This window comes from Pseudomonas sp. Leaf59 (assembly GCF_920984685.1).
Classification (GTDB): domain Bacteria; phylum Pseudomonadota; class Gammaproteobacteria; order Pseudomonadales; family Pseudomonadaceae; genus Aquipseudomonas.
The window spans coordinates 34,756-59,919 of sequence record NZ_CAKLBR010000025.1 but is presented as its reverse complement, the minus strand read 5'-3'; the positions used below and the strand labels follow the sequence as shown (position 1 = coordinate 59,919).

The window sequence follows — 25,164 nt, the reverse complement described above, 5'->3', positions numbered from 1 at the left end:
GCTCGGGTATCTATCATTCCGAGTTACCCGTACATGACCTCCCTCGCTGCCCCCGCCCTGCAGGCCGCAGCCAAACCTGTCGCGCTCAATCCGCCGGTGTTCGGCCTGCGCATCATCATCGGCCTGGTCGGTGTGCTGCTGGCGGTGCTGGTGTCCGGCCTTAACGACATGGTCACCAAAATCGCCCTCGCCGATATCCGCGGCGCGCTGTTCATCGGCTATGACGAAGGCACCTGGCTGGTCGCGGCCTACACCGCCACCTCCGTGGCGGCCATGGCCTTCGCGCCCTGGTGTGCGGTGACTTTCTCCCTGCGCCGTTTCACCCTGTGCGCCATCGGCCTGTTCACCCTGCTGGGCATCCTCTGCCCGTTTGCGCCCAATTACCAAAGCCTGCTGCTGCTGCGCACCGCGCAAGGCCTGGCTGGCGGCGCATTGCCGCCGATGCTGATGTCGGTGGCGCTGCGCTTTCTGCCGGCCAACATCAAGCTGTATGGCCTGGCCGGCTACGCGCTCACCGCCACCTTCGGCCCGAGCCTCGGTACGCCCCTGGCGGCGCTGTGGACCGAGTACGTGGGCTGGCAGTGGGCGTTCTGGCAGATCGTCGCGCCGTGCCTGCTGGCCATGGCGGCGGTGGCCTACGGTTTGCCGCAGGACCCGCTGCGCCTGGAGCGCTTCAGGCAGTTCAACTGGCGCGGCCTGCTGCTGGGCTTTCCGGCGATCTGCATGTTGGTGATCGGCCTGCTGCAAGGCAACCGCCTGGACTGGTTCGAGTCCGGCCTGATCACTTTCCTGCTCAGCGGCGGCAGCCTGTTGCTGGTGCTGTTCCTGCTCAATGAGTGGTCACAGCCGCTGCCGTTTTTCAACGTGCAGATGCTCGGCCTGCGCAACCTGGCGTTTGCCCTGATCGTACTGGCCGGCGTGCTGATGGTGCTGACCTCGGTGATCATCATCCCGTCGAGCTTCCTCGCCCAGGTGCAGGGCTACAGGCCGCTGCAGACCGCACCGGTGATGTTGCTGATGGCCCTGCCGCAATTGATCGCGCTGCCGCTGGTGGCGGCGCTGTGCAACCTGCGCCGGGTCGATTGCCGTTGGGTGCTGGGGCTCGGCTTGAGTTTGCTGGTGCTCAGTTGCCTGGGCAGTTCGCAGCTGACCTCGGCGTGGATTCGCGACGATTTCTATGGCTGGTACCTGCTGCAAATCATCGGGCAACCGATGGCGGTTCTGCCGTTGCTGATGCTGTCCACCGGCAGCATCCAGCCCGTTGAAGGGCCGTTCGCTTCGGCCTGGTTCAACACCATCAAAGGCCTGTCTGCGGTGATCGCCGCCGCAGTGCTCGAAACCCTGACCACCCGCCGTGAACACTTCCACTCCACCATGCTGGTGGATCGCCTGGGCAACTCGCCCCTGGCCGACGGCGATGCGCCGGGCCTGGCCCACCGCCTGCACGAACAGGCCGTGGTGCTCACCTCGTCGGATCTGTATGTCGTCATGGCCGGTGTCGCGGTGGCGTTGATCCTGCTGATTTTCTGGATGCCCACGCGGATTTATCCGCCTCGCGCACCGACATAGCCTCAAGGACTCCCCATGAAACGCAAAGACAAAATTGCCGTCTCCGTTATCGCTGTATTTGCCGTTGGCGTGCTGGTGTATCTGGTCACGCCGGGCCTGTTGGGCAACGCGCGTCAGACCACCAACGATGCCTTCGTCGCCGCCGACTTCACCCTGATCGCCCCGCGTGTGGCCGGCTTTATCAAAGAGGTGCTGGTGGAAGACAACCAGCAGGTCAAGGCCGGCCAACTGCTGGCGCTGATCGACGACCGCGATTTTCGCGCCGCCGCCCAGGCCGCCGATGCCGATGCGTTGGTCGCCCAAGCCCAGCTTAAAAACGCCGGCGCCACCCTGGAGCGCCAAAGCTCGGTGATCGCCCAGGCCCAGGCCACCGTGGCGGCAGACCGCGCGGAAGTGGCGTTCGCCGAGCACGAACTGAACCGCTACAACCACCTCGCCGGCGTGGGCGCGGGCACCGTGCAGAACGCCCAGCAAGCCAAAACCCGCATCGACCAGGCCACCGCGCGCCTGGCCAAATCCACCGCGGTGCTGGCGGCCGAACGCAAGCAGGTAGAAATCCTCAGTGCCCAGCGCGATGCGGCCGAAGGCGGGCTCAAGCGCGCCCAGGCGGCGTTGGAAATGGCCAGCTATCAACTGTCCTATACGCGCATCGTCGCGCCGGTGGACGGCATGGTCGGTGAGCGCGCGGTGCGGGTCGGCGCCTACGTGACGCCGGGCAGCAAGCTGCTCGCTGTGGTGCCGCTGAGCGAGGCCTATGTGGTGGCCAATTTCCAGGAAACCCAGCTGTCGCACATGCATGCCGGCCAACCCGTGCAGGTGCAAGTCGACAGCCTCGACGGCGAGTTGCTCAACGGTCATCTGGAGAGCCTGGCGCCGGCCACCGGTGTGACGTTCGCCTCGATCAAGCCGGACAACGCCACCGGCAACTTCACCAAGGTGGTGCAGCGCATCCCGGTGAAGATCATCCTCGAACCCGGCCAACCCCTCACCGAGCGTCTGCGGGTGGGCATGTCGGTGGAGGCCAGCGTCGACACCCAGCCCGTCGCGCAGCCGCGTGAGGTGGCCCAGCAATGATACGTTTTGCCTGGCTCGCCTTGAGCGTCATCAGCCTGAGTGCCTGCACCGTCGGCCCGGACTTTCACACGCCCCAGGGGCCGCACGTCGAGCGTTGGCGCGAACCTCAGGGGCGTCAGGCCGACAGCCGCGCCGTGGCCGATCCGCTGCAGGAACGCTGGTGGGACGTGTTCCATGACGCGCAACTGTCAGCCCTCACACGCCGCGCCCTCACCGACAACCTCGACCTGAAACTGGCCGGCAGCCGCCTGCAACAAAGCCGAGCCGTGCGCCAGGTGACCACGGCGGGGCGTTACCCCAACCTCGCGGCAGGCGGTGGCTACCAGCGCAAGCGCAACAGTGGCGAAGGCCTGAACGACCCCTCCGGAGAAAACGGCCGCTCGGCCTTCAACCAATGGGACACGGGCTTCTCCGCCGCCTGGGAGCTGGACTTCTGGGGCCGCGTCAAGCGCGAGACCGAGGCCGCCGATGCCACCCTGCAAGTCGCTGAAGACGACCGCCGCGCCGTGCTGCTGTCGGTGCTGGCCGAGACCGCCCAGGACTACATCCAACTGCGCGGCGTGCAGAACACCCGCAACGTCACCGAGCAGAACCTCGACGTCGCCCGGCACAGCCTGAAGCTCTCGCAACTGCGCCTCGCCGATGGCGTTGCCACCGACCTGGACGTGGCCGAAGCCGCTGCCCAGGTCGCCACCATCGAAGCGCGCCTGCCGGAGCTGCAACAACGTCAGGATCAGTTGATCAACGCCCTCAGCCTGCTCATGGGCGAGCCGCCCCAGGCCCTGCACGCCCAACTGTCCAAAGACGCCGCCGTACCGCAAACCCCGCGCCAGGTCGCCATTGGCCTGCCGTCACAGTTGGCCGAACGCCGCCCGGATATCCGCCAGGCCGAGGCGCGCCTGCATGCCGCTACCGCCAACATCGGCGTGGCCAAGGGCGATTTCTACCCGCGTATCACCCTGTCCGGCAGCCTCGGCTCCCAGGCTCTGCAACTGGCGGATTTCGGCTCCTGGGGCTCGCGCGCGTTTGCCTTCGGCCCGCAGTTCAGCCTGCCGCTGTTCAACGGCGGACGCCTGCAAGGCATGTTGACGCTGCGCGAAGCCCAGCAGCAGGAGGCAGCGCTGGCCTATCAGCACACCGTGCTGCGTGCCTGGCACGAGATCGACGATCAGTTGACCCGCTACAACGCCAGCCAGCTGCGCCGCGACAGCCTCGCCGAAGCCGTGCGCCAGAACCAGATCGCCCTGTCCACCGCGCAACACCAGTACGTCGAAGGCGTGGCGGATTTCGTCAACGTCCTCACCGTGCAGAGCGCGTTGCTGGCGACCCAGGAGCAATGGGTGCAAAGCTCCACCGACGTGTCGCTGGCCATGGTCGGTTTGTACAAGGCGCTGGGTGGCGGGTGGGCGTCGGTGTATCCGGTGCAAACAGCCGTGCGCTGAGCCTTGGCGCGCCTTGTGACTATTGCGGTGCGCAGGCTTTTTTGTGGTGTGCAGGTTTTTTTGTGGTGACCAGGCTTGTCGTGGCGAGCGGGCTTGCCCCGCGTTGGGGTGCGAAGCGCCCCCAATCGAGCAAAACGCGGTGAACCTGATACGGCTCAGCGCCTGGTTTTGGGGCTGCTTCGCAGCCCAACGCAGGACAAGCCTGCTCGCCACAGGGAATCTGCGCTTAACTGAACGGCATTAGGGCTCGCCACAACACACTCGCTTGCCACAGGAATGAGGGTGTCTGAAATACCCCATTTGCAGCGCTAAGGATTGCGCAAAAACACCACATACCCGCCAAACCACTCGCTCTCGCGCAAGTACGCCGGCGCCTGCCACTCGCCACCCTGAATCAAGCCTACCTTGAACGGCACCCCCATCCGACTCACCCTCGGCAGATACGCCGCGTAATCCGGGATGCTGTGCCGTCCCTGGTACGTCTGCACCACCACTTCATCCACCACGCCTTTGAGTTGGGCGATGGCAGTGGGATCGGCGTTGCTGCCCCAGTCCAGCAGGCCGGTGATGCTCAGACGCAGGTCGGCCGGCAGGCGCTGGCGCAGGTCGCGCAGAAACTCCGCGTATTCGTGCAGGTATTGGGTGCGGGCGTCGAAGTCGATCTGTATGCCGACCACCGGATTGCCCGCGTCGCGCCAGCGTTGCACCTGGCCGAGCAATTGGGCGTAGACCCGCTCCGGCCAGTGCAGGGTGTGGGCGCGGTAGACGATCCAGACCTCGCCCTGGGTGATACGCGGCACGCTCATGCCCTGGGCGATCAAACGCACGGTGGGCGTGCGGCGGGTGGAGTTGATCTGGCCCTGAAGGATGTACAGCGTCTTCGCCTGTTTGAGTACCGGCTGCGGCGTGACGCCGCTCCACAGCCAGAAGGCGTCATAGTCGCGGGCGTCGACGGCGCCGAAGGCCGGGCTTGCCAGCAACAGCAGGCCCAGCCACAGGTGTTTCACCAGTAGTACTGCAAGGCGTTGCCCCACTGGGTGTCACCGAAGCCTGTCTTCAGCTGGCGGAACCAGGCTTTGCGCACGGCCGGCGCGACGTCTTCGCCGCCGCAGCTGTTGTAGCCGGCGGGCGCGTAGCAGTTGATGGCGCGAAACAGCGCGTAGGCCTTGTCGGTTTTCGGCGCCTTGGGGTTGGCGATCACCTGTTTGTAGCCGTCCAGACGCGAGAAGGTTTCACCGCTGAAGTTCGACGCGCTGCTGCCCAGGCTGCCGGCGGCGCGGGCTTGCTCGAGTGGCATGCCGTCCAGGCTGTTGCGCAGGATGAACTCACCGAAGCAATTGAGCGCCTGCGGGTTTTTCGCGTCGTTCTGCAGGGTCGCGGCGGTTTGCGCGATGCTCGGGCAGGTGTAGCCGGACGCGGCTTTGTCGCCGTTCCACTGGAACAGTTTCAAGGTTTGCCCGCCGCCATAGGTGTAGCCAAGGCTGGTGTCGAGTTTGTCTTCAGGCGGCGTGGCCGGCAGTTGTTTGAGGTCGTCGGCGAAGGTGGCGAACTGGCTGCGCAGCAGGTCCTTGTAGAGCAGCACGAATTGCGCGGTGTGGCGCTCCACCGGGTCGCTGGCCTTGGCGATCTGCTGGCGCAGCAGGTCGGGGCCGGCGACGCTGCGCAGCAGCAGGTAGCGCACGTTGTTGGCGCTGATCGGCGAGTCCGCCGCGAACACCTTGGCCAACTCGCCGCTGCGTTCGTAGTTCATCGCCAGGGCCAGCTCCAGCTGGTCGCGTTGCAGAGGCTGTTTGGCCAGCGGCAATAGTTGCAGCCACAGGGCTTGCGCCGCTTTCCAATTCTGCCCGGCTTCCAGGGCCAGGCCGCGCAGGGTCTGCTGACTGAAGGCGAAGTAATCCAGGCTCGACGGCACATCCTTGGGCAGCAGTTTCAGGGCGGCCTCGGGCTGATGCTCGACGTACAACGCAAACGCCGCTTGCAGGTAGGCGTACAGCGCTGGCTCGTCGGCAAACGTGGCCTTCTGTTTGTCGAGGTCGGCGCGGCTCAGTTTGGGCGGCGTCTCGGCGCGCATCAGCATCAGGTCGTTGACCGCCTGCAGCATCGGGTTCTCAAGGCTGCCGTTGCTGTCGATCAACAGCTTGAGATCAGCCTCTTGCACGAGGTCATCGAGGGACACATTGCGCTGCTCGGCGGTGGCTTCGGTCATTTGCCAGGCGAAGTCCTCGGCGAGCTTGCCATCGTCATTGGCCAGCCAATGCACGCGGCGCAACAGGCCCCGAGCGGAAGTCGCGTACTGGCCCTGTGGATAAGTGTTCAGATAGCCGAGCAAGCCCTTTTCGGCATTGCCCAGCGCGGACTTATCCACATGCTCGCGCTGCGGCATGCCGTATTCGTCGAACGCTTCGGCCTGGGCCTGATTCAGCGCGGTGCGCGCGGTCATGTACAGCGCGGTTTCCTGCAGCCACGGCAGGGTTGAGCCGCTGGCGGCGGCAAAACCGCGTTCGGCCTCACTGAAGCGCCCGCTGTAGAAATCGGCGGCGGCTTGCAGGTAGGTGCGCAGCAGGCGGCCGTTCGAGGACTCGATTTCGCCGGTGACCACCGCGCCCTCCCAACTGCAGGCGGTGAGCAATTGCAGGCGCGCCCTGGCCAGCAGCACGCGTTCGGTATCCGGCATATCGGCCTTGATCACCTGGCTGACAAACGCCGTGGCGCTGTCATCGTCGTTGCTGCGGCAGCGGCGGCCTTCGCCGCTCAAAAACGCTTCGCCGGCGGTTTTGTAGTCCTCGCGCTTGATGCCCAGGGTCTTGAGCAGCGTGTCCAGTTCAGCGGTGCGCGAGTCGTCGGGCTTGTCGTCGGGTTCGTCGTCACCGGCAGGCGCAGGGCTCAGGCGATACACCGCAAACGGCACCTGGCCGAATCCCTCGGCCCGGTCGGTGTCGTCCAGGGCACTGGGGGCCAGCGGTGCGACCTTTTTGTCGGACAGCAGCAGGCGCAGGTTGACCCGGCTGTCGTTGCCCGGGCTCAGAAAGGGCAGGTTGTTGCACGGGTCCAGGCTGTCACGCGACACCCGCCAGTCCGGGTAGCACGAGTCGTCCGAGCTGGCCAACGCCTGCTGGGAAATACCGGCGAGCAGTGCCAGTGCCAGGGGTGACAGAAAACCGATGCGCATGAGGTGTCCTTGAGCCTGAGTCCTTGGAGGAGGGCAATCATAGCGTGATCCCACCAGCGCTTCGGTGAAGTCCTGCGCAATTGGCCGATTTGTCCGATTGCACAAGCGAATCAGGGGCATTTGTCCTAAAGTGGCGTTGGTTTGCGTGTCGGCAATCAGAGCAGTGGCAGGGGAATCAAGGTGCGTCGGTCTGTGGTAGAGCAAAACGAAAAAGTCGCGGCATTGCCCGCGCTCAACCGACTGGGCTGGGAACGTGCCGGCTGGATCAGCCAGCTTTGGTGGGTACCGCTCCTGGCGCTGGCGATGGCCCTGCGGTTCTACAACCTGACGGCGTCGGCCATCTGGGGCGATGAGGGCTCAAGCCTGTTGCTCAGCGAATACGCCGTGGACGACCTGTGGTTTCACGCGGCCCATGACGTACACCCGCCGCTGTACTTCTTCCTGCTGCGCGGCTGGATCGAACTGTTCGGCGACAGCATCGGCTCCATCAGGGCCATGAGCGCCATCCCGGGCGCGCTCGCCGTGGGCCTGGGCATCTGGCTCACGCGGCAGTTGTCCACCCGGCGCGCGGCGGTACTGGCCGGCGTACTGCTGGCGCTGCTGCCGACCGCGGTGCGGTACAGTCAGGAAGTGCGCATGTATTCGCTGTTGGGCGTCTGGCTGCTGGGCGCCACGCTGGCGCTGGTGTACTGGGTGCGCCAACCCGAACGCACGCGCTATCTGGTGGCCTATGGGCTGCTGATGACCGCAGGTTTCTACACCCATTACTTCACCGCACTCTGCGTGCTGGTGCATTGGGCGTATCTGGGGGTGCTGGGCACCTGCGGTCAGCGGCTGATCACGCGTCGGGCATGGTGGGCGACCAACGTCGCGATTGTGCTGGCGTACCTGCCCTGGTTGCCAGGCCTGCTGGACCTGGTGCAGCACGTCGACCAGCTCAAGGTGGGCGGTGACATTGGCTGGGAAGATCCGGTCAATGCGCTGTCTGTGCCATCGATGGTCTGGCAATTCATGTTGCAGGATGAAGGCCTGGCGCTATGGCGACCGCTGTTCTGGGGGTTCCCCCTGCTATTGATTGCGCTGGTTGGCATCAGCGTCTGGCGTGATCGCCAACCCTATCGACCTGCCAGCCTGCTGGCGCTGTTTTTCCTGCTGCCGCTGCTGCTGGTCTACGCCGTGTCGTTTATCTCGCCGGTGTTCATTGAGCGCTATCTCACAGTGTATGCCCTGGGCTTGCCGATCCTGCTGGCGCTGCTCATCGACCGCGGCTCGTGGTGCGGCGCGGCGTTGTTCGTGTTGCTGGTGGGGGTGGAACTGGTTGGGCTGAAAAACAACTTCACGGTAGACGAGCAGGACCAATTCAACGTGCCGGTGGAGTTCGTCAATCGCAACTACCAGGAAGACGATCGCATCGTGCTCAGCGACATGCTGTGGTACCTCAGCTATGTCTATTACGACCAGACCGACGCCCAACTGCAGCTCTATACCCCGCCCAGGCCCGACGGTACGTCAACGCGCCCGAACGCCTACGGCTTCGGCACCCTGGTGGATCAAGACGGCGGGCGCATCTACCTCGACCACCTCTCGTCACTGCCCGCCGGCACCCGGCGCGTATGGCTGATCAGCAGCAACGAAGCGCCGGACGAATTCGCGCCACTGCCCCAGGGCTGGCACGAACTCAGTCGCCAGGACGGCGGGGGTGCCAGGGCACGCTTGTTTGTGTTGTGCAATGTGCCGTCGATGTTGCCCGAGGGCTGTCCCTAGACTGGGCTTGGGCTTCGACGCGCCAGCCCCGGAGCCAAGACTGATCCAAATGTGGGAGGGGGCTTGCTCACGATGGCAGTGTGTCAGTCAGCTCATCCGACACTGACCCAGCGCCATCGGGAGCAAGCCCCTCCCACATTTTTGCCACCACCCATCCGCCAAATTGTTTCAAAACTTGACGCTCAAGCCAGCTTCCACCATATTGATAGTTAGCAAACTAACTGTATGCGATCAATCCTGTGTCCCAATCCCTTGAACACCTTCAGATGAACCTCAGCAGCAGCATGGTGGTGGGCGCCCGCAACTGGCGCAAAATCTGCCAGGCCACGCTGGTGAGTTATGGCATCTCCGAAGCCTGCGCCGTGCCGCTGTTGATGATCGGCCGCCTGGGCGACGGCGTGCATCAGGTCAAGGTGGCCCAGGCCTCCGGCATGGAAAGCCCGTCGCTGGTGCGCCTGCTCGACCAGCTGTGCAGCGGCGGCTATGTGTGCCGTACCGAAGACGTCCACGACCGCCGTGCCAAGGCCTTGAGCCTCACCGAGCGCGGCCGTGAGCTGGTGCAGGCGGTGGAAGCGCAACTGGTGCGCCTGCGCCGCGAAGTGCTGGCCGACATTCCGCGCAACGACCTCGAAGCCGCGTTGCGCGTGCTGCGCGCCTTCGAAGCGGCGGGGGCGGTGGCGCCTTGAACGGATTTTTTACCGGCATGCCGCCGGCCCGCGACTGGTTTTACGGCGTGCGCACCTTCGCGGCGTCGATGATCGCGCTGTACATCGCCATGCTCATGCAAATGCCGCGTCCATATTGGGCGATGGCCACCGTGTACATCGTCTCCAGCCCGTTTGTCGGCCCTACCAGTTCCAAGGCGCTGTACCGCGCCATCGGCACCCTGATGGGCGCGGCGGCGGCGGTGTTGTTCGTGCCGATGTTCGTGCAGTCGCCCTACATCCTGGTGGTGGTGATTGCACTGTGGACCGGCACCTTGCTGTTCCTCTCCATGCACCTGCGCACCGCCAACAACTATGCCCTGATGCTCGCCGGCTACACGCTGCCGCTGATCGCGCTGCCCGTGGTGGATAACCCCCTGGCAGTGTGGGATGTGGCCGAAGCGCGCACCGAAGAAATCTTCCTCGGCATCGTCGTGGCCGCCGTGGTCGGCGCGATGTTCTGGCCGCGTCGCCTGATGCCGGTGTTCGACGGTTCGGTGGCCAAGTGGTTTGCCGACGCGCAGGTCTACAGCCAGCGCTTTCTCACGCGCAACGTCGACACCGAGGAAGTCAGCAACCTGCGTGGCGGCATGGTCGCCACCTTCAACACCCTCGAACTGATGATCGGCCAGTTGCCCCATGAAGGCGCGCGGCCACAGACGGTGCGCAACACCAAGGAACTGCGCGGGCGCATGATTCACCTGCTGCCGGTGATCGACGCGTTGGACGACGCGGTGTACGCCATCGAACATCGCGCCCCCGAGTTTATCGAGCGCCTCATGCCCTTGCTGCAAGCGGCCGACGCCTGGCTGCAAGGCACCACCGACACCGCGCCCCTCGAACGCTGGCGCTTGTTACGCGACCAGATCGACGCCGCGCAACCCCAGGGCGACGCGCTCAACGACCGCCACACGTTGCTGTTCTCCAACGCGCTCTATCGCCTGGCCGAGTGGGTCGACTTGTGGCAGGACTGCCGCAGCCTGCAAGCCGCCATCCAGTGCGAAAGCCAGGACACCTGGCGCGCCGTGTACCGTCACTGGCGCCTGGGCCGGCTCACGCCGTTCCTCGACCGGGGCCTGATGTTCTATTCGGCGTTTTCTACCGTCAGCGCGATCATCGTCGCCTCGGTGCTGTGGATTCTGCTGGGCTGGACCGACGGCGGCAGCGCGGTGATCCTCGCCGCCGTCGCATGCAGCTTCTTCGCCACGATGGACGACCCGGCGCCGCAGATTTACCGGTTCTTTTTCTGGACCGCCATGTCGGTGCTGTTCGCCAGCCTGTACCTGTTTCTGGTGCTGCCCAACCTGCATGACTTCCCGATGCTGGTGCTGGCCTTCGCCGTGCCGTTCATCTGCATCGGCACCCTCACGGTCCAGCCGCGCTTCTATTTGGGCATGCTGCTGACGCTGGTCAACACCTCGTCGTTCATCAGCATCCAGGGCGCCTACGACGCCGATTTTCTCAACTTCGCCAACGTCAATCTGGCCGGGCCCGTGGGCCTGCTGTTTGCCTTTGTGTGGACGCTGATCGCGCGGCCCTTCGGCGCCGAGCTGGCGGCCAAGCGCCTGACCCGGTTCAGCTGGCGCGACATCGTCAGCCTCACCGAACCCGCCACCCTCGCCGAGCACCGGCACATGGCCGCGCAGATGCTCGACCGCCTGATGCAACACCTGCCGCGCCTGGCCCTCACCGGGCAGGACACCGGCATCGCCCTGCGCGACTTGCGCGTGGCGCTGAACCTGCTCGACCTGCTGGCCTACTCGCCGCGCATCCTCGGCGTGCCGCGAGTGCTGCTCAACCAGGTGGTGGAAGGCGTGGGCGGCTACTTCAAGGCCTGCCTCAAGGCGGGTGAACGCTTGCCCGCGCCTGGCGGTCTGCTGATGACACTCGACCGCACCCGTCGCGCCCTCAACGGGCAGGGCCTGCAGGACACCGACGACACCCGCCTGCATCTACTGCACGCCCTGGCCGGCCTGCGGCTGGCGCTGCTGCCGGGGGTTGAATTCATTGGTGGCACGGAGCTGGAAGCGCCGCTGCCGGATGGAGCACCTTTATGATCGGTGATCTGGATATCAGCGGGGTGTTCCTGCCCACGCTGCTGGTGCTGATGGGCATTACGTACCTGTTGTTTCTGGTGGTGCACGGGCTGTTGACGCGCATGCACTTCTATCGCCTGGTCTGGCACCGGGCATTGTTCAATGTGGGGCTCTACGCGCTGATGCTGGGCGCGGTGGACTCACTCAGTCGATACCTGATGACATGAAAAAACCTTTTTTGACCATCGGCCGTGTGGTCCTCACGCTGTTGATCGTGACGTTTGCGGTCGTCGTCGTGTGGCGCATGGTCATGTACTACATGTTTGCCCCCTGGACCCGCGACGGGCACATCCGTGCCGACATCGTGCAGATTGCGCCGGACGTGTCCGGGCTGATCCAGCGCGTGGACGTGCACGATAACCAGCCAGTGACCAAGGGCCAGGTGCTGTTCGCCGTCGACCAGGACCGTTTCAAACTCGCCCTGCGCCAGGCCCGTGCCGCCGTGGCCGACCGCCAGGAAACCCTGGCCCAGGCCCAGCGCGAGTACAAGCGTAACCGTGGCCTGGGCAACCTCGTGCCCAGCGAGCAACTCGAAGAAAGCCAGTCCCGTGTGGCCCGCGCCCAGTCTGCCCTGGCCGAAGCGCAAGTAACGGTGGACGCGGCTCAGTTGAACCTGGATCGCTCGGTGATCCGCAGCCCGGTGGACGGCTACGTCAACGACCGCGCGCCGCGCAGCCAGGAATTCGTCACCGCCGGGCGCCCGGTGCTGTCGGTGGTGGACAGCAACTCTTTCCACATCGACGGTTATTTCGAAGAGACCAAGCTCGACGGCATCCATGTCGGCATGGCCGTGGACATCCGTGTGATCGGCGACAACGCCCGCCTGCGCGGCCATGTGCAGAGCATCGTCGCCGGCATCGAAGACCGCGACCGCAGCAGCGGCTCCAACCTGCTGCCCAACGTCAACCCGGCGTTCAGTTGGGTGCGCCTGGCCCAGCGGATTCCGGTGCGCATCGCCTTCGACGACGTGCCGGCCGACTTTCGCATGATCGCCGGGCGCACGGCCACGGTGTCGATCATTGGCGACAAGGTTAAAGACGGAGAGCAACCATGAAACGGCTTCTGGCCACGTCCGCGCTGGGGTTGCTGCTGTCGGCCTGCCAGGTGGTGGGCCCGGATTACTCGCTGCCGGACACGGCCGCCGTCAACCGCAAAGACCTGCAAGGGCCGATAGCGGGCGAGGGCGACAACGTGGTGTCGGCGCCGGTGCCGGCCGATTGGTGGAAGCTGTATAAGGACCGGCGCCTGGATGAACTGGTGCGCCAGGCCATGGCCTCCAACACCGACCTGCGCGTGGCCGCCGCCAACCTGCAGCGCGCGCGTTTTCAGAGCCAGCAGGCCGAGTCCGCCGGCGGCTGGAGTGCCGGCGCCAAGGCCGAAGCCCAGCGCCTGCAGGAGTCTGGCGAGGCGTTCCTGCAGCCCGAGAAGGTCCCGGTGGACAACATCGGCAGCGTGGGCATTACCACCTCCTACCAGTTCGACCTGTTCGGCACCTTGCAACGTGGCATCGAAAGCGCCCAGGCCAATGCCGACGCAGCCCAGGCCGCGGCCGATATCGCCCGCATCACCCTGGTGGCCGATGTGGTGCGCTCGTACACGCGGGTCTGCGCAGCCAACGAGGAACTGGCGATTGCCCACGAGTCCCTTGACCTGCAAGGCCAGAGCACCCGGCTCACTCAGCGCCTGCGCGATGCCGGTCGCGGTGATGAAACCCAGGTGACCCGCTCGCAGACCCAATACAAATCCTTGCGCGCCGACATGCCGCGCTATGAAGCCGCACGCCAGGCCGGGTTGTTCCGCCTGTCGATGCTGCTGGCCCGGCCGCTGGATCAATTACCGGCCGGCACCGCCAGTTGCGCCGAGCTGCCACACATTGCCCAGTTGCTACCGGTGGGCGACGGCGCCGCCCTGCTCAAACGCCGCCCCGACGTACGCCAGGCCGAACGCCAGCTGGCCGCCGCCACCGCGCGCATCGGCGTGGCCACCGGCGCGTTGTACCCGGACATCGCCATCGGCGCCTCTGTCGGCACCGTGGGCCTGCTCGACGACCTCGGCACGCCGGCGACCAACCGCTGGGGCTTCGGCCCGATGATCAGCTGGACCGTCCCCACCAACGGCGCCCGCGCCCGCATCCATGAAGCCGAGGCCGCCACCCAGGGCGCCCTGGCGCATTTCGACGGGGTGGTGCTCAATGCCATCCGCGAAACCCAGACCGGCCTTGCGCAATACACCGCCATGTTGCAGCGCCGCGACGCGCTGGCCGAAGCCGGCGAGTCCGCCAGGGAAGCGGCGGGGCAGACCCATCGTTTCTTCCAGGCCGGTCGCGCGTCGTTCCTGGCCGACCTGCAAGCCACGCGCACCTACACCGATGTACGCGCGCAACTGGCGGCCGCCAACACCCAGGTTGCCATGAGCCAGATCGACCTGTTCCTGGCGCTGGGTGGCGGCTGGGAAAACGCACGAACGCAAGCATCCCAGGCCCCGGCAACGCCTTGACACACCTTGAGTTCGGGGCGCTGGCGTACACCGGGACGGCCCGTCTGTCGCCCACCGTATGAGATTGATAGGGCGTCCGCGTGAACTCCCGCTGGCCAAGCCCCTCTGAAAGGCTGGGCCGTTCGTGGCCGCCAGTGCTAATCTTCCCCCGTTTTCGGCGGGCTTGAGCCAACCCCTACAGGGTTCAAGGAAGACAGCCCACTTCTCACAGGATTTGATCAGGTCACTTCATGAATAAGCCAGCAGTCGTTCTTTTGGGTTTTGTGGTCGCCGTTGGCGTCGTCAGTGCAGGCGGCGCCTGGTACACCGGTAAGCAACTGGAGCCGGTGCTGCAAACCGCAATCCAGAACGCCAACAAGGAACTGCAGACCTCCATGGCCGGCGTCGATGGCAAGGTCTCCCTGGAGCTGGTCTCGCTCGACCGTGGCGTGTTCAGCAGCACCGCCCACTACCGCCTCAAGGCACAGGGCGCGGTCTTCGGTGAAGACAACCCCAACCCCGAGTTGCTGTTCGTCGACCATATCGAACACGGCCCGCTGCCGTTCTCGCGCCTGGTCACGCTGAAATGGCTGCCGGTGATGGCCACCAGTCACTTTGAGCTGGAAAAGAACCCCACCAGCGAAAAATGGTTCGCCGCCGCCAAAGATGTGTCGCCGCTCAAAGGCGTGACCAATATCGGCTACACCCGCTCGGTCAACGGCAACGTCGAACTGCTGCCCCTGGAGTTCAAGGACGACAAGTCGTCGGCGAGCTTCTCCGGCCTCAACCTTAACTTCGACAGCACCGCCGAAGGCAAGAAGGTCAAGCTCGACGGTTACATGAACAGCCTCAAGGTGGCGGCAGTGGACGCCAACGGCACGCCGCTCGCAGCGGATCTGGCCGGCCTGACCGTGGCCAGCAACCTGGAGAAGTCCACCTTCGACTTCTACACCGGGCAAAACACCGTGGAGCTGACCGACGCCAAGTTCACCTTTGGCCCGCAGCAAAGCGTGCTCACCCTCAAGGGTTTCGAGCAGAAAGATTCGAGCAACATCAAGGACAACAACCTGGCCGGCCGCGTCGACTACAAGATCGACGAGATCGGTTACCAGGGCAAACCCGTGGGTTCGGCCGCCATGGCCGTGAGCATGAAGGATGTCGACATCCCGTCGATGGTGGTGCTCACCAAGCTCTATCAGGAAAAAATGCAACCCGTGCAAGCGGCCGCCGCTGCGGGCGAGCCGGCGCCGGAGCTGCAACTGACTGAAGCCGAACAGACCCTGGCCGAGGCCAACGTCAACCAACTGCTGGCCGCCAAGCCGCAAGTGGCGGTAGAGAACCTGTCGCTGAAAACCACCCATGGCGAAAGCAAGTTCAACCTCGTGCTGGACCTGGCCAAACCCGCCAGCATGGAACTGCCGCCGGTTGAACTGGGCAAGCAGATGGTGTCGCTGCTGGACGCCAACCTCACGCTGTCCAAGCCAATGATCGCCGACGTCGCCGCTCTGCAGGCGCAGCTCGGCGGCGTGACCGACCCTAAAGCCATCGAGCAGCAAGCGCAGATGGCGTCGCAGATGATCAGCGGCATGGCGGTCGGCACGCAGCTGGCCACAGTGGTCGGGACTGACGTGGTGTCCAAGCTGCATTACGCCAACAACGAAGTGACCTTCAACGGCCAGAAGATGACCGTCGAGCAATTCATCGGCTTCGTGATGGGCAAAGTCGGCGCAGTCAGCCGCGCCCAGTAAGGATCAACGCAGCCAAGACGTTTCAGGCAATCACATTCCTCTGGCGAGCCCGCTTGTTGTGGCGAGCGGGCTTGCCCTAATGCCGTTCAGTTAAGCGCAGATTCCCTGTGGCGAGCAGGCTTGTCCTGCGTTGGGCTGCGCAGCAGCCCCAAAGCCAGGCGCTGAGCCGTATCAGGTACACCGCGTTTTGCTCGATTGGGGGCTGCTTCGCACCCCGACGCGGGGCAAGCCCGCTCGCCACGACAAGCCCGCTGGCCACAACAGGTCCGTTCGCCACAGAGGCTTCGGTTTGCTGCCCGACGGAGCCCAATTCTGAACAATTGTTCCGATTTGGCCATCACCCCGTTTTCCTGAGCGATAGTTCGCCCAGGAAAGCTAGGCCGCGTCAGTGGACGCCGCACCCTGAAGCGCTTTGCTCAGGACACCTATCGTTACGCTTTCCGTGTGTAAGGAAGCTCACGATATGTTGCGAAACCTACCACTCAGTGCCTCAGGCCGGTTGCGTCTGCTGATCGGGGTCGCCTTGTGCAGCCAATTACTGATGCCCGCTTTTGCCTCGGCCGACCCGGCCTATGACGCGCTGATCATTCAGGCGCGCAATGGCAACTTCACCCCCGCCCTGACCCAGCTGCGCCAGTTGTCCGCCGAACGCCAGACGCCCGGCCAGGTCAGCGATCACCTGATCATCGCCGGGTGGGCCGGCCAGGATGCCGAAGTGCTCAAGGTGTACGAAGCCCAGGGCAAAAATCGCAACCTCAGTACCCAGGCACTTGCCACGGTGGCGCGTACCTACCGCAACCAGAAGCAATGGGCCCAGGCCGAGGCGGTGTATCGCCAGGCGTTGCTGCGCGAGCCGAACAACATCGACCTGCAACTGGGCCTGGCCCTCACCCAGGCCGACGGCGGCAAAGCCACCGAAGCCGTGCAGCGCACCCGCGCGCTGGTGGCGGCCAAGCCCGAAGACCCGAACCGGCGCATGGCCCTGGGCTACGCGCTGGCCCGCGCCGGTTTGAACTACGACGCCCTGTTCGAATTCGACCAGGCCTTCACCCGCGCCGGCGACAAACCTGAAGTCGCCCGCGAATACCTCATCGCCCTGCAACAGGCGCGCCTGCCAGAGGCTGCGTTGCGCCTGTCGGCCCAGCGTCCCGGCCTTGTGGACGCGGTCACCCAGCGCCGCCTCGAAGGCGACCTCGCCGCCGAGCGCGTGCGCCTGGCCGAGTACGCCACGCGCTCTGAGAAAGAGCGCTACGTGGTGGCCGACCGCGCGCTGCAGGACTACGACCGACTGATCACCCGCTGGGCCCCGGACGCCAGCGCCCGCGAAGACGTGGTGCGCTGGCGCATCGACCGCCTGGGCGCGCTCAAGGCCCGCGCGCGCACCGCCGACGTGGTGCGCGAGTACGAAACCCTCACCGCTGAAGGCGTGCAATTGCCCACCTATGCCCTGCGCTGGGTAGCCGGTGCCTACCTCGAACAGCGCCAGCCCGAACGCGCCCAGACCCTGTATCGCCAGGTACTGACCGCGCCGGATGCCGACGCCAGTTACCGCGTCGACGACAGCACCGCATTGTTCTATGCCTTGCTGGAAAGTGACCAGGTGCAGCAGGCGCGCGACGTCGCCGCGCAATTGGCCAACGAACAGCAACCACGGGTTGAACTCAAGGGCCTGCCCATCGGCAACCCCAACGACAACTGGATGGACGCGCAGCAACTCTCCGCCCAGGCCGGCACGTACGGTGGCGACCTGCCGGGCAGCGAAAGCGGTCTGGAGGCCCTGGTGGCCAAGGCCCCCGGCAACGTCGGCCTGCGCCTGGCCCAGGCCGACATGTACCGTGCCCGTGATTTGCCTCGGCGCGCCGAAAGCGTCCTCAAGGAAACCGAGGCCCAGGCCCCGCGCGATATCGGCCTGGAAGTGTCCCAGGCCTACACCGCGATGGATCTGCAGGAGTGGCGCCAGCTCGATGTGCTCACCGACGATGTGCTCGCGCGCAACCCGGACAACCGTCAGGTGCAGCGCCTCAGCCGCCTGCGGGACGTGCACGACATGGCCGAACTGCGCGTGGAGGCCTACACCGGCAAAAGCTTCGGCGGTGGTCCCAATGAAGACGCCGGCGCCGCCACCGGCAGCCGCGACTGGGGCATCGAAAGCGTGCTCTACACGCCGCCCATCGACGAAGACTGGCGCCTGTTCGCCGGCGCCGGTTATGCCACCGCAGACTTCACCGAAGGCACCGGCCAGCATCGCTGGCAGCGCGTGGGCGTGGAGCGGCGTACCCGCGACATGACCATCGAGGCCGAGGTGTCCAACCATTCCTATGGCGATGGCGCCAAGCAAGGCGCCGCCGTGTCGATTGCGCGCGACATCAACGACAACTGGCAATACGGCGGCAGCCTCGGCTACCTGCTCAGCACCACGCCGCTGCGCGCACTCAACGACGGGGTCACGGCCAACGGCGGCAGTGGTTTTATCCGCTGGCGCGCCAATGAAAGCCGCGAGTGGAAACTGACCCTCAGCCCGTCCCATTTCAGCGATGGCAACGACCGTTTCGAAGCCTTGCTCAGCGGCCGCCAGGGCCTCTACAGCGCGCCGCACGTGCAAGTGGACCTGGGCCTGGAAGTGGGCGCCAGCCGCAACAGCAAGCAGGACGTGGTGTATTTCAACCCCCGGTCCGACCTCACGGTGCTGCCCGTGCTCAACATCAACCATGTGCTTTATCACCGCTACGAGACGCAGTGGAGCCAGCAGTTCCAGATCGGCGCAGGCACCTACAGCCAGCGCGATTACTCCACCGGCGGGGTGGGGCTGGTCGGCTACGGCCAACGCTTTCGCTGGAACGACGTGCTGGATGTCGGCGCCAACCTGAGCCTGATCAGCCGACCTTACGACGGTGATCGCGAACGCGATCTGCGCCTGCTCGTCGACCTTACCTACCGTTTCTAAAAGAGCCCGACCATGACCGTCCTCAGCCGTTGCTTGTTGGTCCTGGGTGTAGTGCTGGCCAGTGCCTGCGCCCAGCAACCCGCGCCATTCACTCCACCCGCCGAACGGCCGACACCGGCCAACGAAGCGCCGTGGCCGAAAAACCATTTCCTGGGCATCGCCTACCACGACGTCAGTGACCGCGATCCCGACCAGACCGTGGTGGCGGTGCGCACCGAGCGCCTGATCGAGCAACTGGCCTGGCTGCGCGAGAACGGCTACCAGGCGGTCAGCGTCGATCAGATTCTGGCCGCGCGCCGTGGCGGGCCGGCCTTGCCGCCCAAAGCCATCATGCTCAGCTTCGACGATGGTTACGCCAGCTTCTACACCCGGGTGATGCCGATTCTGCGCGCTTACCATTGGCCGGCGTTGCTGGCGCCGGTGGGCTACTGGATCGATACGCCGCTCGACAAGCCGGTGGACTTTGCCGGCGCGCCACGACCGCGGGGTGAATTCCTCACCTGGCAGCAGATCCGCGAAGTGTCCCAGTCGGGCCTGGTGGAAATCGCCGCGCACACCGACAACAATCACAAAGGCATCCTGGCCAACCCCCAGGGCAACCTGGAACCGGCGGCGACGTCGATGCGCTACGACCCGGCGACCGGCCGCTACGAAACCGATGCCCAGTTTCAGACACGGATGCGCGCTGACGTCGCGGCCATCAGCCAGAAAATCCGCAGCGTGACCGGCAAGGCGCCACGGGTGTGGGTATGGCCTTATGGCGCGGCCAAGGGCACGTCCCTGGCGGTGGTCGGCGAACAGGGCTACCAGATGGCCCTGACCCTGGAAGACGGCCTCGACAGCCTGGGCAACCTGATGGACAGCCCGCGCTTTCTGGTGGCCTCCGACCCGGACGGCGAGCACTTCGCCAACAGCATTGTCGCCGTGCAGGCCAAGGCGCCGATGCGCGTGCTGCATGTGGACCTGGACAACGTCTACGACCCGGACCCAGCCCAGCAGGCGCGCAACCTCGACCAGTTGGTGCAGCGCGTGGTGGACATGGGCGCAGGCACCGTGTTCCTGCAAGCCTTCGCCGACCCCAAGGGCGACGGCCTGGTGCATTCGCTGTACTTCCCCAACCGCCACCTGCCGGTGCGCGCCGACCTGTTCAACCGCGTCGCCTGGCAACTGCGCACCCGCGCCCATGCCAGCGTGTATGCGTGGATGCCGGTGCTGAGTTTCGCCCTCGACCCCAAGCTGCCGCGTGTCACGCGGTGGGATCCGCACACCGGCCAGGTGGCCACGGACGCCGATCAATACAAACGCCTGTCGCCGTTCGACCCGCAGGTACGCAGGCTCATCGGTGAAATCTACGAGGACCTGGCGCGCAACAGTGCCATCGACGGCGTGCTCTACCACGACGACGCGGTGCTGACGGATTTCGAAGACGCCAGCCCCGCCGCGCTTAAGGTCTACGCCGCCAACGGCTTGCCCGGCAACATCGCCGCGTTGCGTGCCGACCCGGCCGTGATGCAACGCTGGACCCGCTTCAAGAGCCGCTACCTGATCGACTTCACCCAGGAGTTGACCGCCAGGGTGCGCGCCATCGGCGGCCCGCAGGTGCAGACCGCGCGCAATATCTTCGCTGAGCCGATGCTCAACCCCGACAGCGAAGCGTGGTTCGCGCAGAACCTCGACGATTTCCTCCAGGCCTACGACTGGACCGCACCCATGGCCATGCCGTTGATGGAAGGCCAGACGCTGAAGCAATCCAATGCCTGGCTGGAGAAATTGGTGGCCACCGTCAAGGCCCGTCCGGGTGCGCTTGAACGCACCGTGTTCGAGCTGCAGGCCAAAGACTGGCGGACCCAGGCCGCGCCGGATATCGACGGCGCACAGATGGCGCAATGGATGGGCGTGCTCAAGCGCCAGTGCGTCACCAGCTTCGGCTACTACCCGGACAACTTTCTGGAAAATTCCCCGGACTTGAACACGGTACGTCCGGCCCTTTCCAACCAATGGAACCCTTGACCATGTTCGACAGAATCCTGGCTTTATTCGTGCTGGCGCTGGTGCTGGGCGTGCCCCTGGGCCTGATCTTCCTGGTCACCGGGCAGTTCCTGATGGACTTCGTGTTCTTCTACCCGCTGTTCATGTCGGCGCTGTGGATCGCCGGCGGTCTGTACTTCTGGCTGCACTGGGAGCGCCACTGGCCATGGGAAGAAGACACCCCCGCGCCGACGCTGGCCGGCAACCCGCTGATCTCGATCATCATCCCTTGCTACAACGAGGGCGATAACGTTGGCGAGACCATCCACGCCGCGCTGGACCAGCTGTACCCGAACATCGAAGTGATCGCCGTCAACGACGGCTCCAAGGACAACACCGCTGCGCTGCTCGACGCGCTGGCCCTGCAACACCCGCGTTTGCGCGTGCTGCACCTGGCGCAGAACCAGGGCAAGGCCGTGGCCCTGCGCATGGGCGCAGTGGCTGCGCGCAGCGAATACCTGGTGTGCATCGACGGCGATGCGCTGCTCGACAAAAACGCGGCGGCCTACCTGGTCGCGCCGATGCTCGACAACCCGCGCCTGGGCGCCGTCACCGGCAACCCGCGCATCCGCACCCGCTCGACCCTGATCGGCCGCGTGCAGGTGGGCGAGTTCTCGTCGATCATCGGCTTGATCAAGCGCACCCAGCGGGTGTTCGGCCGGATCTTCACGGTATCGGGAGTGGTGGTGGCGTTTCGCAAGAAGGCGCTGGACCGCATCGATTACTGGAGCACCGACATGATCACCGAGGACATCGACGTCAGCTGGAAGCTGCAACTCGATCACTGGGCGATCTTCTACGAGCCGCGTGCACTGTGCTGGATTCTGATGCCCGAGACCGTCGGCGGCCTGTGGAAGCAGCGCCTGCGCTGGGCCCAGGGCGGCGCCGAAGTGCTGTTCAAGAACATTCGTGGCATCTGGCAATGGCGCCATCGCTACCTGTGGCCGCTGCTGTTCGAATACTGCCTGTCCACCGGGTGGGCCTTCACCTTCATGCTTTCGGTGATCTTCTGGGGTGTGGGCAAATTCATCCCGCTGCCCCAGGCCATCGCGGTCGACTCCCTGATGCCGCCGGCGTTTACCGGGCTGGTGCTGGCGATGGTGTGCCTGCTGCAGTTCGCCGTGAGCATCCTGATCGACCGGCGTTACGAGAAGGACCTGTGGAAAACCCTGTTCTGGACCGTGTGGTACCCGATGGTGTTCTGGCTGGTCAGCCTGTTTACCACGCTGGTCAGCTTTCCCAAGGTGCTGTTCAACCAGCACCAGAAACGCGCGCGCTGGGTGAGCCCGGACCGTGGCATCAAACCAATTGAATAAGGAGGCGTGACATGAAACTTGTCAGAACTCGCCAGCATGCCGTGATGTGGCTCATCGATGTGGCGCTGACCCTGCTTGCGTGGGGCGGCCTGGTCTGGCTGCTGGCGCGCGGCATCGACGCCATGCTGGAAACCCATGGCGGACCGCGCATCGAAGCGCCGATCTTCGCCGCGCTCAATACCCTGCAGATCTACCTGTGGATCGCCGTGTTCAACGCGTTGATCCTGGTCAGTTGGGCGCGTTACCAGCAACGCAAGGGCCGCAAGTTCGCCCAACGCCGCGCCCAGGCCAATGCGCTGAGCGACCAGCACCTGAGTGAAAGCTTCAACCTGGCCGAGGGCGACCTCGAGCAACTGCGCAGGCCGGGCGTGCTGGTGATTCACAACGACGAAGAGGGCGGTGTGGGCGAAGTGAAATCCCACGTCTCCCGTGACGTGGAGCGCTCGCCGCCGACGCTGGTGCCGGGGCAGGAAAGAAACCGCGACGTGCGCGGAGCCACCCGCCAATAAAGATCCAAATGGGGGGAGGTGGCTTGTCCCAAAGCCATAGGCGAGCGGGCCTGTCGTGGCGAGCGGGCTTGCCCTAATGCCGTTCAGTCAAGCGCAGATTCCCTGTGGAGAGCAGGCTTGTCCTGCGTTGTGCTGCGCAGCAGCCCCAAAGCCAGGCGCTGAGCCGTATCAGGTACAACGCGTTTTGCCCGATTGGGGGCGCTTCGCACCCCAACGCGGGGCAAGCCCGCTCGCCACAACACGTACCCTCCCAGAGTAATCAGCACAGCTGAATCACCTCTGCAATTGCCATTTATGCGATCCAATTCACACTCCCCTCGCGAACTTATCGGCATCCTTCGGTACTAAGCCCTAGCTCGGCAATTTCATAATGGCTATTTAGTGGCAGTCATTGGTTATCAGCCGATTCATAATCAAAAGCGTATCCGTCTGTCGGAATAATCGTTTCAGTCACGGCACGATTACGTTTTTTATTTTTATTTATCAAGATGTTGCAACTCTGCCGGTGCCGCGTGCCGTCAAATCCCATTCATTGGATTGACGCCGCTTCGATGGTAGTTTGCCGACCCTTGATTTTCGATGGATCGAACATGTCCTTATCGCCCCGGATTCGGTTGTTGCTGTGCACCCTCCTGCTCTCTTGTATGAGCCAGAACAGCGCGTTCGCCGCTCCCACGCCTGGGGATCAAGACCTGATCCGCGATCGGCAGAACCGCCTGCTCGAAGAACAGCAGCGGCGCCTGCAGGAACTCAAGGACCTGCCCGGCAAAGAGGCCAAGCCTGATGCTCCGGCCGCGCCCGCCGACAGCCGTTGCTTTCCGATCCAGGACATCGAGCTCAAAGGCGCCGACAGCCTGCCCGCCAGCGACCGCGCCATGCTGCTCAAGCCCTACCTTGGCCAGTGCCTGGGCGTGTCGCAGCTCAATGAACTGCTCAAGGTCATCACTGACTACTACATCGCCAAAGGCCGCGTCACCAGCCGCGCCTACCTGCCGCAACAGGACCTCTCCAGCGGCCACCTGCAGGTGCTGGTGGTCGAAGGCAAACTCGAAGCCCTCAAAAGTGCCGAAGGCAGCACGGTGACCGACCGCGAGCTGGCCATGGCCTTTCCCGGCAAACTCGGCGAGCCGCTGAACCTGCGCGAAGTCGAGCAACTGGTGGACCAGCTCAACCGCCTGCCGTCCAAACAAGCGCAAATGGAACTGACCCCCGGCCAGCAGATCGGCGGTAGCGACGTGGTGGTCAAGAACACCCCTCAAAAGCCCTGGCGCGCCAGCCTGTCGCGTAACAACGATGGCCAGAAGAGCACCGGCGAGCAGCAATGGGGCGCCGGCCTTGAGTGGGACAGCCCGCTGGGCCTGGCCGACCAACTGATTCTGCGCGGCGGCCACGACGCGATCAGCGACCACCAGAAAACCTCGAAGAACACCATGCTCTACTACAACGTGCCGTGGGGCTGGTGGAACTTCAGCTACACCTACAGCGAGAGCGACTACCGCACCTTCGGCGTGACCGACAATTTCAAGTTCAAGCAGGACGGTGACAACCAGAACCACCAACTGCGCGCCGAGCGAGTGATCCACCGCGATGACGTGAGCAAGACCTCGGTCAACGTCGGCCTGGCGCACCTGCGCACCAACAACTACATCCTCGACGTGCGCACCGCGCCCAGCAGCAACCGCCTCAGCGAACTGCAACTGGGCATCAACCATGGGCGGCGTATTGGCACCGCGTTCGTCAACCTGGACCTGGGCATGCAAAACGGCATCGGCCTGTTCGACGCCCAGTCCCAGGAGGAACGCGACCCGCTTGGCCGGCGCCAGCCCAATTCGCGCTACCGCAAATACACCGCCACCGTCAGCTACCTGCAACCGTTCAGCCTGTGGGGCGAGTCGTTCAGCTTCAGCAGCCTGGCCACCGGCCAACGCAGCGAAGACATCCTGTTCTCGCCGCAACGCATGAGCCTCGGCGGCTCGGCCTCGGTGCGCGGCTTCAAGGACCAACTGCTGACCGGCGACAGCGGCGGCTACTGGCGCAACGAAGTGCGCTGGGCACGCCCGGTGACCCTCGACTGGATGCGCCCGGCTTTTGCCGAATACGGGGCCAGTGTCGGCTACGACCAGGGCGTGATCACCAACGACCGCTACAACGACGACAACCACGGCCGGGTGTCCAGCAACTCCCTGGAGCTGTTCGCCCGTGGCAAAAACGTCAGCACCAGCGTGACCTTTGCCCACTCTTTAGAACGACCTGGCGTCGTCACCGAGCGCGAAGCGCCGATCTACTTCCGCCTGGATTTCTTCCTGTAATTAAACGCCCCGCTGCA

Annotated in this window: 17 protein-coding genes; 15 read left to right on the top strand and 2 right to left on the bottom strand. The window is 64.7% G+C overall.

What is annotated here, in order from left to right; translation table 11 throughout:
* The first annotated feature begins 33 nt into the window (after positions 1 to 33).
* Genes LUB09_RS21520 through LUB09_RS21510 form a run of 3 tightly spaced genes read left to right on the top strand, consistent with a single transcriptional unit; the run spans position 34 to position 4,085 of the window.
* Positions 34 to 1,569 (top strand): MFS transporter, encoded by a 1,536-nt coding sequence (locus LUB09_RS21520; protein ID WP_209986987.1) that lies wholly within the window; start codon positions 34 to 36, stop codon positions 1,567 to 1,569.
* Positions 1,570 to 1,584: 15 nt separating this feature from the next.
* Entirely contained in the window at positions 1,585 to 2,643 is a 1,059-nt protein-coding gene (locus tag LUB09_RS21515) for an HlyD family secretion protein (protein WP_231423640.1), read from the top strand.
* Positions 2,640 to 4,085: an efflux transporter outer membrane subunit gene (locus tag LUB09_RS21510; RefSeq protein ID WP_231423639.1), complete on the top strand. Its 1,446-nt coding sequence runs from the start codon at positions 2,640 to 2,642 to the stop codon at positions 4,083 to 4,085. Before LUB09_RS21515 ends, LUB09_RS21510 begins: the two co-directional genes overlap by 4 nt.
* A 308-nt stretch (positions 4,086 to 4,393) precedes the next feature.
* On the opposite strand, the gene LUB09_RS21505 is transcribed toward LUB09_RS21510, so the two are convergent.
* Together LUB09_RS21505 and LUB09_RS21500 are read right to left on the bottom strand one after the other, a co-directional pair.
* Positions 4,394 to 5,092 (bottom strand): DUF3142 domain-containing protein, encoded by a 699-nt coding sequence (locus LUB09_RS21505; RefSeq protein ID WP_231423638.1) that lies wholly within the window; start codon positions 5,090 to 5,092, stop codon positions 4,394 to 4,396.
* On the bottom strand, positions 5,089 to 7,254 hold the full coding sequence (locus tag LUB09_RS21500) for an outer membrane assembly lipoprotein YfiO (protein ID WP_231423637.1): 2,166 nt from the start codon (positions 7,252 to 7,254) through the stop codon (positions 5,089 to 5,091). The genes LUB09_RS21505 and LUB09_RS21500 overlap by 4 nt, the downstream gene beginning before the upstream one ends.
* Positions 7,255 to 7,434: 180 nt before the next feature.
* Between LUB09_RS21500 and LUB09_RS21495 the strand changes: the two genes are divergently transcribed.
* The 12 genes from LUB09_RS21495 to LUB09_RS21440 all read left to right on the top strand — a co-directional run bounded on the left by LUB09_RS21495 (position 7,435) and on the right by LUB09_RS21440 (position 25,147).
* On the top strand, positions 7,435 to 9,018 hold the full coding sequence (locus LUB09_RS21495) for a glycosyltransferase family 39 protein (RefSeq protein ID WP_231423636.1): 1,584 nt from the start codon (positions 7,435 to 7,437) through the stop codon (positions 9,016 to 9,018).
* A 266-nt stretch (positions 9,019 to 9,284) separates the two neighbouring features.
* Positions 9,285 to 9,704: a MarR family winged helix-turn-helix transcriptional regulator gene (locus LUB09_RS21490; RefSeq protein ID WP_209987007.1), complete on the top strand. Its 420-nt coding sequence runs from the start codon at positions 9,285 to 9,287 to the stop codon at positions 9,702 to 9,704.
* On the top strand, positions 9,701 to 11,779 hold the full coding sequence (locus LUB09_RS21485; protein WP_231423635.1) for an FUSC family protein: 2,079 nt from the start codon (positions 9,701 to 9,703) through the stop codon (positions 11,777 to 11,779). Before LUB09_RS21490 ends, LUB09_RS21485 begins: the two co-directional genes overlap by 4 nt.
* Positions 11,776 to 11,985, top strand: coding sequence for a DUF1656 domain-containing protein (locus LUB09_RS21480; RefSeq protein WP_003231009.1), 210 nt, complete (start codon positions 11,776 to 11,778; stop codon positions 11,983 to 11,985). Before LUB09_RS21485 ends, LUB09_RS21480 begins: the two co-directional genes overlap by 4 nt.
* Positions 11,982 to 12,872, top strand: a complete 891-nt coding sequence (locus LUB09_RS21475; protein WP_209987014.1) for an efflux RND transporter periplasmic adaptor subunit — start codon at positions 11,982 to 11,984, stop codon at positions 12,870 to 12,872. Before LUB09_RS21480 ends, LUB09_RS21475 begins: the two co-directional genes overlap by 4 nt.
* Positions 12,869 to 14,314 carry an efflux transporter outer membrane subunit gene (locus LUB09_RS21470; RefSeq protein WP_231423634.1) on the top strand — a complete coding sequence of 482 codons (1,446 nt, stop codon included), beginning with the start codon at positions 12,869 to 12,871 and terminating at the stop codon, positions 14,312 to 14,314. Before LUB09_RS21475 ends, LUB09_RS21470 begins: the two co-directional genes overlap by 4 nt.
* A 230-nt stretch (positions 14,315 to 14,544) precedes the next feature.
* Positions 14,545 to 16,041, top strand: coding sequence for a YdgA family protein (locus tag LUB09_RS21465; RefSeq protein ID WP_209987020.1), 1,497 nt, complete (start codon positions 14,545 to 14,547; stop codon positions 16,039 to 16,041).
* A gap of 463 nt (positions 16,042 to 16,504) precedes the next feature.
* Positions 16,505 to 18,985, top strand: a complete 2,481-nt coding sequence (gene pgaA, locus LUB09_RS21460; RefSeq protein WP_209987023.1) for a poly-beta-1,6 N-acetyl-D-glucosamine export porin PgaA — start codon at positions 16,505 to 16,507, stop codon at positions 18,983 to 18,985.
* A 12-nt stretch (positions 18,986 to 18,997) separates the two neighbouring features.
* Positions 18,998 to 20,995, top strand: coding sequence for a poly-beta-1,6-N-acetyl-D-glucosamine N-deacetylase PgaB (gene pgaB / locus LUB09_RS21455; protein ID WP_231423633.1), 1,998 nt, complete (start codon positions 18,998 to 19,000; stop codon positions 20,993 to 20,995).
* Positions 20,996 to 20,997: 2 nt separating this feature from the next.
* Entirely contained in the window at positions 20,998 to 22,329 is a 1,332-nt protein-coding gene (pgaC, locus tag LUB09_RS21450) for a poly-beta-1,6-N-acetyl-D-glucosamine synthase (protein ID WP_209987029.1), read from the top strand.
* 11 nt (positions 22,330 to 22,340) lie between these two features.
* On the top strand, positions 22,341 to 22,838 hold the full coding sequence (pgaD, locus tag LUB09_RS21445) for a poly-beta-1,6-N-acetyl-D-glucosamine biosynthesis protein PgaD (protein WP_231423632.1): 498 nt from the start codon (positions 22,341 to 22,343) through the stop codon (positions 22,836 to 22,838).
* A gap of 590 nt (positions 22,839 to 23,428) precedes the next feature.
* The gene (locus LUB09_RS21440; RefSeq protein ID WP_269325507.1) at positions 23,429 to 25,147 is read left to right on the top strand and encodes a ShlB/FhaC/HecB family hemolysin secretion/activation protein; all 1,719 of its coding nucleotides are present in this window, start codon (positions 23,429 to 23,431) and stop codon (positions 25,145 to 25,147) included.
* Positions 25,148 to 25,164 lie beyond the last annotated feature (17 nt).

Coding starts and splice junctions, on each gene's coding strand:
- LUB09_RS21520 (WP_209986987.1), top strand. CDS start 34: ATGACCTCCCTCGCTGCCCCCGCCCTGCAGGCCGCAGCCAAACCTGTC.
- LUB09_RS21515 (WP_231423640.1), top strand. CDS start 1,585: ATGAAACGCAAAGACAAAATTGCCGTCTCCGTTATCGCTGTATTTGCC.
- LUB09_RS21510 (WP_231423639.1), top strand. CDS start 2,640: ATGATACGTTTTGCCTGGCTCGCCTTGAGCGTCATCAGCCTGAGTGCC.
- LUB09_RS21500 (WP_231423637.1), bottom strand. CDS start 7,254: ATGCGCATCGGTTTTCTGTCACCCCTGGCACTGGCACTGCTCGCCGGT.
- LUB09_RS21490 (WP_209987007.1), top strand. CDS start 9,285: ATGAACCTCAGCAGCAGCATGGTGGTGGGCGCCCGCAACTGGCGCAAA.
- LUB09_RS21480 (WP_003231009.1), top strand. CDS start 11,776: ATGATCGGTGATCTGGATATCAGCGGGGTGTTCCTGCCCACGCTGCTG.
- LUB09_RS21475 (WP_209987014.1), top strand. CDS start 11,982: ATGAAAAAACCTTTTTTGACCATCGGCCGTGTGGTCCTCACGCTGTTG.
- LUB09_RS21470 (WP_231423634.1), top strand. CDS start 12,869: ATGAAACGGCTTCTGGCCACGTCCGCGCTGGGGTTGCTGCTGTCGGCC.
- LUB09_RS21465 (WP_209987020.1), top strand. CDS start 14,545: ATGAATAAGCCAGCAGTCGTTCTTTTGGGTTTTGTGGTCGCCGTTGGC.
- pgaA (WP_209987023.1), top strand. CDS start 16,505: ATGTTGCGAAACCTACCACTCAGTGCCTCAGGCCGGTTGCGTCTGCTG.
- pgaB (WP_231423633.1), top strand. CDS start 18,998: ATGACCGTCCTCAGCCGTTGCTTGTTGGTCCTGGGTGTAGTGCTGGCC.
- pgaC (WP_209987029.1), top strand. CDS start 20,998: ATGTTCGACAGAATCCTGGCTTTATTCGTGCTGGCGCTGGTGCTGGGC.
- pgaD (WP_231423632.1), top strand. CDS start 22,341: ATGAAACTTGTCAGAACTCGCCAGCATGCCGTGATGTGGCTCATCGAT.
- LUB09_RS21440 (WP_269325507.1), top strand. CDS start 23,429: ATGTCCTTATCGCCCCGGATTCGGTTGTTGCTGTGCACCCTCCTGCTC.